Annotated in this window: 14 protein-coding genes; 7 read left to right on the plus strand and 7 right to left on the minus strand. The window is 54.9% G+C overall.

The window, feature by feature from the left end; translation table 11 throughout:
- Positions 1–207: 207 nt before the first annotated feature.
- On the minus strand, positions 208–1131 hold the full coding sequence (locus BM316_RS09040) for a LysR family transcriptional regulator (RefSeq protein WP_090206691.1): 924 nt from the start codon (positions 1129–1131) through the stop codon (positions 208–210).
- Between the two features lie 70 nt (positions 1132–1201).
- Between BM316_RS09040 and BM316_RS09045 the strand changes: the two genes are divergently transcribed.
- Genes BM316_RS09045 through BM316_RS09055 form a run of 3 tightly spaced genes read left to right on the plus strand, consistent with a single transcriptional unit; the run spans position 1202 to position 2724 of the window.
- Entirely contained in the window at positions 1202–1669 is a 468-nt protein-coding gene (locus BM316_RS09045; protein WP_090206694.1) for an SDR family NAD(P)-dependent oxidoreductase, read from the plus strand.
- Between the two features lie 3 nt (positions 1670–1672).
- On the plus strand, positions 1673–1927 hold the full coding sequence (locus tag BM316_RS09050; protein ID WP_090206698.1) for a Rossmann-fold NAD(P)-binding domain-containing protein: 255 nt from the start codon (positions 1673–1675) through the stop codon (positions 1925–1927).
- A gap of 26 nt (positions 1928–1953) precedes the next feature.
- Positions 1954–2724, plus strand: coding sequence for an SDR family oxidoreductase (locus BM316_RS09055; protein ID WP_090206699.1), 771 nt, complete (start codon positions 1954–1956; stop codon positions 2722–2724).
- Between the two features lie 322 nt (positions 2725–3046).
- On the opposite strand, the gene BM316_RS09060 is transcribed toward BM316_RS09055, so the two are convergent.
- The 6 genes from BM316_RS09060 to BM316_RS09085 all read right to left on the minus strand — a co-directional run bounded on the left by BM316_RS09060 (position 3047) and on the right by BM316_RS09085 (position 7799).
- Positions 3047–3460 carry a BLUF domain-containing protein gene (locus tag BM316_RS09060; protein ID WP_090206705.1) on the minus strand — a complete coding sequence of 138 codons (414 nt, stop codon included), beginning with the start codon at positions 3458–3460 and terminating at the stop codon, positions 3047–3049.
- Between the two features lie 46 nt (positions 3461–3506).
- Positions 3507–3881, minus strand: a complete 375-nt coding sequence (locus BM316_RS09065) for a hypothetical protein (protein WP_090206707.1) — start codon at positions 3879–3881, stop codon at positions 3507–3509.
- Positions 3882–3895: 14 nt separating this feature from the next.
- The gene (locus BM316_RS09070) at positions 3896–4609 is read right to left on the minus strand and encodes a hypothetical protein (protein ID WP_090206709.1); all 714 of its coding nucleotides are present in this window, start codon (positions 4607–4609) and stop codon (positions 3896–3898) included.
- Positions 4609–4821, minus strand: a complete 213-nt coding sequence (locus BM316_RS09075; protein ID WP_090206710.1) for a hypothetical protein — start codon at positions 4819–4821, stop codon at positions 4609–4611. Before BM316_RS09075 ends, BM316_RS09070 begins: the two co-directional genes overlap by 1 nt.
- A gap of 176 nt (positions 4822–4997) precedes the next feature.
- A complete protein-coding gene (locus BM316_RS09080) occupies positions 4998–5966 on the minus strand; it encodes a PP2C family protein-serine/threonine phosphatase (protein WP_090206712.1) in 969 nt (322 codons plus the stop codon).
- Between the two features lie 3 nt (positions 5967–5969).
- Entirely contained in the window at positions 5970–7799 is a 1830-nt protein-coding gene (locus tag BM316_RS09085) for a serine/threonine protein kinase (RefSeq protein WP_207493642.1), read from the minus strand.
- A 293-nt stretch (positions 7800–8092) separates the two neighbouring features.
- Between BM316_RS09085 and BM316_RS09090 the strand changes: the two genes are divergently transcribed.
- The 4 genes from BM316_RS09090 (at position 8093) to BM316_RS09105 (ending at position 12335) form a co-directional block, all read left to right on the plus strand.
- Positions 8093–8509, plus strand: a complete 417-nt coding sequence (locus tag BM316_RS09090; RefSeq protein WP_131802560.1) for a helix-turn-helix domain-containing protein — start codon at positions 8093–8095, stop codon at positions 8507–8509.
- Complete coding sequence (locus BM316_RS09095) at positions 8496–8915, plus strand: PAS domain-containing protein (RefSeq protein ID WP_090206721.1); 420 nt, start codon at positions 8496–8498, stop codon at positions 8913–8915. Before BM316_RS09090 ends, BM316_RS09095 begins: the two co-directional genes overlap by 14 nt.
- Positions 8916–9212: 297 nt before the next feature.
- A complete protein-coding gene (locus tag BM316_RS09100) occupies positions 9213–10823 on the plus strand; it encodes a hypothetical protein (RefSeq protein ID WP_090206723.1) in 1611 nt (536 codons plus the stop codon).
- A gap of 24 nt (positions 10824–10847) precedes the next feature.
- Positions 10848–12335, plus strand: coding sequence for a malonate--CoA ligase (locus BM316_RS09105; RefSeq protein ID WP_090206726.1), 1488 nt, complete (start codon positions 10848–10850; stop codon positions 12333–12335).
- Positions 12336–12410: the final 75 nt, after the last annotated feature.

Consider the following 12410-nt stretch of genomic DNA (forward strand, 5'->3'; position numbering starts at 1 on the left):
AGTTTCGGCAGCACGCCGGGTGTCTGCCGTCTACCGCGAGCTTGAGCCACCAGAAGTTGTTTTGGATCAAATTGAAGCGCGTCTCTGACCGGTCTGTGCCGCTCTTTGTCCTACTACAACCCTAGCGAGGACGCACTACTGGCGTTGTGTCGCCATACTGCAATATGTGCTTGGATAGCCCATCTTCCTTGCTCGTGCAAAGCAAGTTCAGTCCAGCACTTGCCGCAGGAAGTCGATTGTGACACGCACTTTCCGCGGAAGGAAGCTGCGCGAAGGATAAAGAATCCACGCTGCTGTATCAAACTCGGTCGCGGTACAGTCGTGATCGGGGAACACGTCAACGAGGGTCCGATCCGCGATATCTCCTTTGACAAGCCAGTCCGCAAGCAATGCAGGACCAAGACCGTCGAGCGCGGCACGGCGCAGAGATAGCGCGTTTACGATAATCAAATTTCCTGACACAAGAACTTCAGTCGGGTCGTCGTTCATAGTCCGAAATCGCCACCTCGTTCGAAACTCGGGCATGGCAGATCGAAGACAGTTGTGGGACTGCAAGTCGGTTGGCATCGAAAGCGGGGCGCTTTCCGCCAAGTATTCAGGCGACGCCACAACACGATACCTCGTGTTCATTAACTTCGCGCTGATCAGGTCGCCTGTCGGTTCCGGAGCGAGGCGAATGGCCAAATCGATGGAATTGGCCGCCAAGTCGAGGTTCGCATCGCTGGGCAGGATCTCGAGCGAAATGTCCGGATATCGGGACGTGAAGTCAGCAAGATGTGGCACGACACAGGTATGCGCAAAAGCGACTGAGGTGGTTATGCGCACAGTCCCTGCTGGATGGCGCGACACAGCGCGCGCGTCGTCCTGGGCATGTTCCAACCCCTCAAGCAGTGGCACGAGGCGGCTGAGATAGACCTCTCCTTCTTCCGTGACCGACAAGGACCGTGTTGAGCGTTGGAACAAACGCAGTCCCAAAGCCGCCTCTACCGAAGCGACGGTTCGTGACACCGATGACGGATCAACCGAAAGTACACGCGCGGCCGCAGCGAAACTCCCCTGCTGGGCGACAAGTGCGACGATCTTGAGAGCTTCGATATCCGTTCGTGCATTTTTTGCACGACAATCACGCATTTAGAAGCATTTTTCGACAGTGTGCACATCAGTATCTCCATTGCATCGCAACACCAATTGGAGAACATCCATGCAAATCAAGAATTCAGTCGCTCTTGTGACAGGGGCAAATCGCGGCGTTGGTCGCCACTACGTCGCTCAGCTGCTCGAGAAAGGCGCGGCAAAAGTGTATGCCGCGGCCCGCAATGTCGACACCCTCGCCAAGATGGTCGCCCTTGACCCTCAGCGCGTTGTGCCGCTCACATTGGATGTCACCAACAGTGCCATCATCGAAGCAGTTGCAAGCAAGGCAGAAGACGTCACGCTTTTGATCAACAACGCTGGGTCGTTGACCTTTGGCGGAGCGCTTGACGTGACCGAAGCGAAATTGGCCAAGGATATGGCCGTGAACAACGATGGCCTCCGCGACATGACACGCGCCTTTACTCCGATTATCGAGGCAAACGGCGGTGGTGCTGTTGTTAACATGCTGACGCTGTTGTCGTTTGTTAGCGCGCCTGGGTTCGCCGGATACAATGCGTCAAAGGCGGCCGCCTAGTCGATGGCCATGTCTTTGCGCGCCTATCTTCGCCCCAAAGGCATTCAGGTCATCAATGCGTTTCCCGCTGGCATCGATACCGACATGCTGGCCGGCGTCGACGCACCAAAAGACAGCCCCGACGCTGTCGTGCGGGATGTGTTGGCCGCCGTGATGTCGGGGCAGGAAGATGTCTACCCGGCGTCTGCGTCTGATGTCTTTGAAGCTTGGCGCAAGGACCAAAAATCCGTCGAATCCGCCTTTGCCGAAATGATGTGATCCCCACAGAACTCAGGAACAGCCAGATGAACCAAGTCAGAAACAAGACCGTTGCCATCACCGGCGCCAGCCGCGGTATCGGAGAAGCCGCCGCGCGGCACTTTGCAGAAGCTGGCGCGCACGTCGTGCTCGCCGCACGTTCGGAAGCGCGGATCAACGAGATCGCGCAAGAGATCAAAGATGCCGGTGGCGCTGTAACGGCGATCCGCTGTGACGTCAGCAAGGCTGCCGACGTTGAGGCCCTGATTAATACGTCCATCGAAAAGACCGGCGCCATCGACGTGCTGATAAACAACGCCGGTACGATCAACCCCATCGCCCGATTGGCCGATAGTGATCCGGAGGCGTGGTGCCAAATTGTCGATGTCAATCTCAAGGGCGTGTACCACGGGCTGCGTTATGCCATCCCAAAGATGGTCCGCGCTGGCGGTGGAACGATCATCAACATCAGTTCTGGCGCCGCGACCAGCGCGCTCGAAGGCTGGAGCCACTACTGCGCGACCAAGGCTGCTGTCCTCTCGCTGACCCGCGTGGCGCACAAGGAATATGGCGATCATGGCGTGCGGGTTGTTGGCCTGAGTCCCGGGACTGTCGCAACAGATATGCAAGTGTCAATCAAAGCATCCGGCATAAACCCGGTCAGCCAGCTAGATCCTGACGCGCATATTCCGCCTGAATGGGTCGCGAGGGCGCTGATGTGGCTCTGTGGCGCAGAAGCCGACCGGCATCTTGGGACTGACTTCTCCATCAAAACTGACGAAGGGCGCGCTGCTGTGGGTCTGGCATTAGAGCTTTGAGGGTGGGTCGACTGCGCACTTTTGAAATCAGGGCAACATCAATTGGCGTTCATTTACTGGCACTGAGACAAGTCTCTAAAAAAGTTGAGAATTTCAAAAAATTACTCATCTAGCCAGTTGAGAGGTTTGTGAGCGTGACAGCCTATGCCAGAGCGTCGGTCTTTTAGTTGCAAAGAAACGGTAATGACCGTTATTTTGCACATTTCTGCAGCCTTCGTGGTTTGTAAGCTCCTGCCTTCTCAGCCTGGCACACCTAGGCAGTCACCCAAAGAAAATGGCCTCTGAAACCAGAGGCCATTTGCCGTGTTCGAAGCAGTCGAAGTTAAGCAAGTTCTGCAGAGACGTCTTGCAGAAAGTCGAGCAGGCTGTCGACGTTGATCGCTTCTGGGTTGACGTTTTCGCTCGGGAAGTAGCGCAGGAAGATCTTCTTGGTTTCTTCCCCCATGCCTTCGTGCAAGCCCATCGACCATGTCGGGAAGATACGTTCGCGGACATCTGAGGCAGACATCAGAATGATGTTGATGTGGCGGGGATCGGCAGCAATCCGGTGATAAATCGCACTTACCTCCGCGCGGCCGCCTTCCAGCACTTGCAGGAAGTAATTGCCGTTGAAGTGCAGGATGCCCGTGACGTTCATACGGGAGTTGTTGCGCTTGCAGACCTCTAAAAGCTCGGGGACGTTGAGGCTCATGGAAGGGTTGCGCTGGCTGTAGTAGACAAGTCGTGTCAGGTTCATTTCTTTGGCTCCAGTTTAAGCAATTTGGGAATGTCGGGCGACGGGTTTAGACGCGCTCCAGAGTTTTGGGGGTTTCAACAAGGCGTGGTGTCGGAGCGCGACGCGCGCCGGTTGCACCACGGATCGTGTCGCGGCGGCGTTTTTGGCGTTCACGCTCAATCTCAAGCTGCGCTTTACGCAATTCGGCCTTGGCTTGCTGAATCTTTCGGTTCGCTTGAAGCAGCTCGGCTTGGTAAAGCTGTTCCACCTCATCACGGACACTGTCTTTTGCAGCACTCGCGCTGAGCCGGACTGCGTATAGCGCCAGCACAAATGCAACGACCAAGGCAGCATCCGGAATTGGGAACTCGACGCGTAGAGTCCAGTCTGCCCATTGGCTCAGATTTGTGGTGATAGTGTCGAAGTCAGGCAAGTTTTCCATGAAACGGCCTCCGGTTAATGAACAAGGAATGCGATGGGTTGGCCATCTTCGGTCAAGACTGCCGGTGTCACTTTGTTACCGGTGCTTTCGATGACGGCGAGACTTAGGCTGGCTGCACTTCGGTTCCAGCTGACCTGCAAATCGGCGAGCGCAGTGGCGGCAAGGTCGAAGTCGCCGTCCAGTGTAAAAGTGGCAAGTTCACAATCCAGAACGGCCTGAACCGTGTCACGGATGTGCTGGCGTTTCGTGTCCCATTGCGTGCCAGTCACATCGGCCCGATACAGGTTGGTCAGATGACGTTCGACAGCGTTGACACAAGGGGGGAGAACCGGTCGCGGCGCAAAGACCTGTCTTTCCGGAACCGTCTGTATGGCAGGCGCGACTACTGCGGTCGCCGGTTCTGTAGCAAATGGCGCCGCTACGGGCTCAGGTACAGCGGTGTCATTCAGCGCAACTGCCTGTGTATTCTCCGGCTCTTGGATGATCGGCGACACAGCGCCACCTTCCTGGGCGTCCCCAAGTGCTGCAGCCGCACTCGGTGCGCCGCTCGAATAGAAGTAGCCACCAATACCGAGCAAAGTGACCGCAAGTATACCGACCACAGCAGGGGCGGCAGACTTCCTATTTGCACTTCGGGCTTCAGCCTGCTTTGCAAGGCGCTGTGCGCGGGCTAGCGGAACGCCTGCGCGAGCACGTCCGGCATTGTGGTTCTTGGGTTCCGCTACCATCACTGCATCCGTTGGAACTTGAATAGAACGCTGCCGTTGGCAGCCGCTATTTTCTTCATTTCGACACCCATGCCCGCGGCAACTTCGCTCAGCATGGCTTCGTTATCGGCCAGCGACACCGGAGAATTCTCATCCGTGAGGATCATATCCAAGCCAAGCTCGATCACGAGTTGCTGGAGAACGCCGGAAAATCGGTGTGAATAAACAATCATTGGCTTTCGTACTCACTTTCATATTGCTGTCGGTCCGGGTGTGAACGCGGGTCGCCGACGTTTTCTTCAATGGGCAGGTCCTACGGCACCCCGAAACGGTGGACTGCAGTCGGCACCGGTAGCTTTGGCCCTAGGAGTTTTTGTGGGTCGTTCGGTTAATGGGTCTTGGCCTCTTTTCAGAGTTCGAGCGCTTGGTTGAGCAGATCGGACGCTGTTTCGACGTCTCGATCTTCGTCTTTCGGTGCCCTCGTCTGAACAAGGACCGGCTCGTTGTCAGGGGGGCGTACGACCTGTGCTGGCGCATCCGAGGCGACCTTGATGACAAGTATCGAGACATTGTCCTGTTCCGGATCTTGAACCGCATGTACGCTTTGCAAGAGCGCCTTGGTAATATCGTCCGCAGAGCTTTTGCGATTGCGATAGATTGTAGAACGGATGCTTTCATCCTGCAGGGTCTGGATGCCGTCACTTGCAAGAACAAGGATATCACCGGCAGTCAGCGTGACCGGCTTTTCAGGACAATGCCGGCGTGCGATTTCATTTCCACATACCGCAGCGGTCAACTCGTGCCGTTGAGGGTGGTTTCGGCCTTGCTCAGCGTCCATGATACCGGAGGCAACCATTGCATCAATCTGGGCCGCCATTGAATGGTTGTGGTTCAACTGCTTCAATTGGCCATCCCGATAGCGATAAAGCGGTGAGTCACCGACAGACGCCCAGTAGAGATTTGGCCCAATGGTCGCCACGACGACCAAGGTCGTGCCCATTCCTTTCAGCTGCGGATCTCGGGCGATCTTTTCGCCCAGTGCAGCGTTGGCGCGGTCAACGGCAGCGCCTAAGGAACTCGGAATGGCCTCTTGCTCTAACCGTGATGCGATTAAACTGGTTTTGGCCACCGCGAAGGCAGTCGATGACGCGATGTTGCTCGCGATTTCACCGCCAACATGTCCGCCCATGCCATCTGCAAGAACAGCGATGCCAACGTCGTCACCGTTGACGAAATTTGAAATGAGAGCGTCCTGTTGATACAGACGGCACCCGATATCGATTGCCGAGGCGACATCAAAACGGTCCTTGATCGGGCGACCCGTAAAGGAAGCGACAGGCTCTGGTCGGCGCCGGAATGCTAGTGTCTTTGACATCATGGATTAGTCCCCCGCCTTGAGGGCAACATCTGCGATCCAGAGTGAATTGTTGCGTCTTACAGCGAACTGCATACTGGTCCGGCTTTCTGCCCATGCCTGTTCGGTGAACTCGGCAAGTGCCGTGGCGGACTCCAAGCGTTGGTTTTCAGGCAATAGAGCAATGATCTCGTCGCCCATCTGCAGTGCCACATCAGGATTGCCTTCCAGTCCGACCAGCTCAGTGCGCCACCCCTCGTCCATGAACCGAGATTCAAACGCCAGACCATTTTCAAACCTTGTCTGATAGACCACATCTGCCGCGACAGTCGTTGTGGCCATGTCAGCGCCCTGTGGGGCAGCCCATGCGAGGTTCAGCGTCACTGCGTGCCCGTCTGAATTGTTGACGGCCTCTTCAATCGCTGCCATCGCGGCATCTCGACTGTTCACGGGCAAACCATTGACGACAACCAGACGCGCTTGCGCCGGAATATCAAGCCGAGCGCCATCAATCCAAGTGACGGTTCCGCTCTCATCCAGTGCGAAGGGCAGATCAGCATGCCAGTCGATCGTGATCTGCCCTTCGGCCCAAACCGTGCGCAGGTCAAGGCGCTCAGGTGTCGGGCTGGATGGCTGCACAAGTGTTGGCGTTGGCTGTTGAACGGGTTCAACTGGAGCCTGAACCACGAGAGTCGTCGATTCATCAGTGAGTGGTGCCAGCACTGGTGCAGCGGGTGCTTCGGTGGAATTTGCATTTGAGATTTCTGGCAGGGAAGTCGCGACCACTGGCGCCGACGCCTCACCGCCATTGGGCGCCCACAGCGAACTAGCAACCAAGACTGCCAACGCCGCAGTTCCAATGGCCAGTGCAGGCAGACGCTTCGTCTTCTTTTTGGCAGCCTTGGTTGGCGTTGGCAGAATCGCCCTGCTGGGTTTCATCGTACGGACCTGCTCTGCCAAACGACGCGAGGGCACTTTCGGCATGCTGCGGGAGCCCTTGGACGTTTGCGCGACTTCCAGCAAATGTCGCCACTCATTGGCCGACTGAATTCGATCGCGCGGCAAAATCGCAAGCGCCTTGTCAATTGCTGCGCAAAAGGCAGCGTCATAGCCGTCTGTCTTGTTGCCCAAAGGCACGTAGGGGTCACCTTCGTTGGCTACATGGGCATTTAGACGAATCTGGCTGTCAGGCGGAATCTCACCCGAAGCCAGATGATAGAAAGTAGCTGCGAGCGAGTAGAGATCACTTGAAGGCGACTGGGTGCTGCCGGCGAGATAGAACTCTTGTGGTGAGTAGCCGTCCTTGACGACCCGCAATGCAGACAAAGCCTGTGTCGCCTTTGACGCCTTCTGGCGTGCAGCACCAAAATCGATCAGGATCGGCTCGAAAGACTTTGTGAGGATGATGTTATCTGGCGAAATATCACGGTGCAGAATGCCAGCGTCATGCACAAAGGCAATCGCGTCCAGAACCTTGGAGAGAGTGGTCCTGATCTGTCGCGGCGTAAGCTGTTTGCCGGGATTTTCGATGTAGGTCAGTAGATCGGCGCCATCGACAAAATCGAGAACCATGTATGCGGTCCCGTTTTCTTCGAACACCTGATGCACGCCAACGATGTTCGGATGCTCCAGCTTCGAAAGCGCCTGCGCTTCCTTGATGAACAGGCGTATGACGCTTTCAACATCCTTTTGATGGGCGCGCGAACGTGCCTGCACTGCAAGGCGGCTGCGGCGGCACATCGCTTGCGGAAAGCATTCTTTGATGACAACCGGGCGGCCAAGGCTGTCATTGGCCAGGTATGTCAGTCCAAAACCACCATGGTTGAGATACCCGGTGATCTCATACTGACCCGACATAAGCTTTGTGCCTGATGGCAATTCTTCATTCGAATCATATGCAAGTTCTGCATTACTCGTAGGGGACATAGTTCGACCTTAAAACTCATTACACGATCCTTATATTTTGAGAGATTGGAGAATTTAAGGCACAATTTTGCATCAAATCTGTCTAAAAAATATACAAAACATAACAAATAAGGAAAGTGAATCTTATTTTTTGAGATTTATCGCATTTTTTGACTGAATTGCAGGTTGTCTGTGCGTAAGATGACATCAGACATGCACAGATGCACAAAAGGGATAGAAATTAGGTGTCAAAATCGCATCTACAGCCTGCGGAATCTGAAGCTGACGCGTACACTTATGTTGGGCGTGAGTTGCGCAAGTTGCGACTCGAGCGTGGGATGACGCAAGCGCAGGTCGCAGAGATTATTTCTGTAAGTCCACAGCAGTACCAGAAATATGAAGACGCGCAGTCGAAATGCAGCCTGAACAACCTGATTGCCCTCGCTGACCATTACGGGACCTCCCTTTCCCGTTTTCTTCCCGGTAGTGCGGATGAGAACGAGAAGTCTCCAGAACCGATCGAGAATGAGGCCGACTTGCTCGCACGGCTTGTCACAGCTTTTGTCTCTCTTGACGATGGCCCTGAGAAACTGAGATTGGTGCAACTTGTTGAAGCGATCGGGGCGGCAAAGCAGCGTCCATACAAAGATGAAGTCGAATAACAGTCGTAATGAGTTTGAGGCGTTCCTACGCCTAAATGTTGATCCAGATACGCGCGAAGTTCTGCGTGGCAACTCGGCAGTGATTTGCCTGGCATCGTCCGGCACGCCCGTCATGTATGTCTCTGATGCTTTCGAGGCTCATACGGGTTACCCCGCCGCCGAGGTTATCGGCCGCTCTCTGAAAATCCTGCAAGGACCTGAGACGGAACCCGAGTCGATCTCCCACTTTCGTCGGCTGATCAAAGATGGTGTCTCTGGCATTGTGCGCATCACGAACTACAGGAAAAACGGCAGCCCGTTTTTGCATGAATGCGCCCTTCGCCCCATTCGGTCTGCCTCAGGCGAGTTAACCCATTTCGTCGCCATTCAGACCCCCGTGGTCTTTTGCCCGGAAGCAAATAGTTAGAAGGTGGCGGACGCAACTCTTGCTGGGTCTGTTTCAAGCCTCCAAGTCGTTACTAACCAAAACCTCTACGGCAAAGGCGTCATGTCATGACAGCCCCGAGCCCGTCTTGGTTTGACGCCTTGGAGACTGAGGTTGAAGAGATAACCGGGGTGGGAAAGCGCCCGGTGGCCCCCAATTTTCACAGCACGTCAGGAACGCTGCACCGGTCTAATTGCGCACGCAAATTGCCTGTGGCCAAACTGACCTTATGCGTTCACTCTTGCTATTGAACTCAAATTCAATTTGATCGCCGGCCACATGAATTTTTCCATAACTTATACTTGCAAGGACGTTCTGCCCGCTCGGCGCCTCTCGGGTCTGGCCTACGTCGGACCAGACATCGTTGTCGGCGATGAGGGCTATAAAAACTTTGCTGCCGAAAGACAGCAAACCATACGTCCTGGATCTGATGGCGCATATGTAGTCATCAATGAGCAACCTGACTGTTTCGAAATCGGAACGGACTTCGGCGGGTACTCTCAGATCTATGTTTATCAGGATGGCCCTCTATGGGCGTTTTCGAACTCTTTTTATGATCTGGCTCAGCGGGTCTCGGGTTTGGAGTTTCCGATGACTCTGTACGCACCGGGTGCTGCCAGCATGCATATCAGCGCTGCCCTTGGGCAGCAGCCACTTTCAGATCGGACACCAATTGCGCAAATCAAACTCCTGTCGCGATCTGAAGTTCTAAGAGTTTCTAAGGACCAACAGCCCCAACTGACCAGAGCACCTGCCCCTGACGATCTTGAAGGCTTTGCCCAAGTCGGGGTCGAATACGCAGATGCCTTGGAGCGATACGTATCAACCTGGGTTGGGCGCTACATCACTATACTGAATTCAGACGTGCACCTAACGTGCGATGTCACTGGCGGGCTGGATTCTCGTACTAATCTGGCAATGCTGATTGCAGCGGCGCAGATCGCGGATTTTGATTTGAATGAAACAGTTCACATCAACTCAAACGCTGGCCTGAAGAAAGATCGCGAGATTTCTGAGCAAATCGGCACGCTCTTCGACTTCGAAATTGGCCGCCAAAAGACAAAGTCTTACCGACGCCCGACCGTTGAGGGTTCGTACGCAAAATGGAAGTCGTATTACCTGCACTCTTACTGGCCAGCATATCTGCCGACAGTTGCTCGATCTTCGAAGCATTTCTGGACTGGTGGTGCAGGAGGTGAGGCGCATAGGTGGATAACCGGGATCGGCCTGGCAAGTTCGTTCGAAAAACTACTGGAACGTAAACGTGGTGACTGCCCCGACCCGCAGCAGTTTGAGCAGCTTATGGCAGACGCGAAACAAACTGTGACTGACTTGAGCAAAATGCGCGGACAGCCGGAGCATTCCCTTGTATGCCACTATCGAAACTTCCGTGAGAGATTTCACCATGGGCGGAGGAGCAATATACTGTACGCATTGTCGCCATTGGCGGGTGCTGGGCTGAGCGCGGTTTCACAGCATGCGCCCGTTAGGGTGCTAAAGACACAAAAGATATTTGCCGATATTATCGCAAACACGGCTCCAGAATTGTTGGGTGTTCCATTTGAAAAAGATTACCCCAACTTCGCCGGTCGAGATGCGCATTCACTCCTGGATTTCGGAGGTCTGGCGAAGCGTGTCAGTGTAAGCGGTAAGGTCTTTGGTGGTGACGCCGTCGAAGATTTAGGGGATTTTCGACAAGTGGACGCGCTAAAACTGATGCGAAGCGATTTTGAAGGATCAGTCGTCGGCGCGCGTGACACAGGACTGGTAACAGCATCGCAAATCATAAACGCCAGAACTTTACTTGAGACCGAAGAAAGACCGTCGGCGGCTGCGTTGAAACCAGTAGCAACGACGATCTTGGCTGGACACATTGCCAACTGGATCTGACCCCCACCACTGAAAGCCCATGCTGTGCCGAACCTGCTTTATGATACTTTGATCGCGCCTCACCGGGAGAATACGAATACGTTCTTGATCTCCGATGACGGCGAAAATCTGACTTATGCAGCGTTCTGTCAGCGTGCGTCCCAGATCGCGCATGTCATCGCTGAGGCCGGTCTTCTTCCGGGTGATCGGCTGGTCGTTCAAGCCCCGAAATCAGGACAAGCCGTAGCGCTCTATGCTGCCGCGTTGCAGGCTGGGGTGGTCTATCTTCCGCTCAATACCGCTTATACGCCTGCCGAAGTTGCCTATTTCGTCGAAGACGCCTCTCCGAGCTTGATTGTTTGTGATCCGGCGCGGGAAGGCGATATGACCGATCTGGCGGCCTCTGTCGGCGCAACCGTTCTGACGCTCGATGAGCTTGGTGATGGCTCGTTGCGCCGTGCGGCAGATGACAAGCCCGCGACATTCCAGACAGCCGATCGTGGGCCAGTTGATCTTGCAGGGCTGCTTTATACATCCGGGACGACAGGTCGGTCCAAGGGGGCGATGATGTCTCACCGCAATCTTTTGTCAAATGCGCGCGCCCTTACAGATCTGTGGCAGATCACCGACAAAGACCGACTTGTCCATGCCTTGCCGATCTTTCACACGCATGGGCTCTTTGTGGCACTCAACACGGCACTTCTGGCAGGTGCCTCAATCCGGCTCATGGCGCGTTTTGATCTCGATATGGTGCTGGAAGAATTGCCACGCTCCACGCTGATGATGGGGGTGCCAACATTCTACACCCGCATGTTGGCCGACCATCGCTTGACCGGTGAAGCCTGCCGGAACATGCGGCTATTCATATCTGGCAGCGCGCCACTTCTGGCAGAGACGCACGACGCTTTCACCGCGCGCACAGGTCACAAGATCCTTGAACGTTACGGAATGACCGAAACAAATATGATCACATCGAACCCTTACGACGGGGACCGCATCGCGGGGACCGTTGGGCATCCGCTGCCCGGCGTTGACGTAAAAATCACAGACAACGGAGCAGAGGTGCCGCGCGGCACAATCGGCATGATCGAGGTGCGCGGTGAGAATGTTTTCAAAGGCTACTGGAACATGCCTGAGAAAACGAAAGAAGAGCTGCGCAGCAACGGCTTTTTTATCACGGGTGATCTTGGCGTGATGGATGCCGATGGGCGTATCAGCATCGTTGGACGTCAGAAGGATCTGATTATCACCGGCGGCTACAACGTCTACCCCAAGGAGATTGAGGATGTTCTCAACCGCTGCGACGGGGTCGCTGAAAGTGCTGTTTTTGGTGTCCCGGATGCTGATTTTGGCGAAGCGATTGTTGCAGCCATCGTCGGAAGAGCCGACGAAGATACCCTGAGATCAGCTGTCGCGGATAAACTGGCCAAGTTCAAATGGCCTCGCCGTTATGTGATGATGGACACCCTGCCCCGCAACACGATGGGCAAAGTTCAAAAGAACATCCTTCGCCAGGATTACACTGGTGTTTGACCCGGCAAATTTGAAGTATCTCTTTACGCCAAATTAAGTCACCGCCCGCATAACATCTTTCGATGCAACACCAGC

The organism is Yoonia litorea (assembly GCF_900114675.1).
GTDB classification, from domain to species: domain Bacteria; phylum Pseudomonadota; class Alphaproteobacteria; order Rhodobacterales; family Rhodobacteraceae; genus Yoonia; species Yoonia litorea.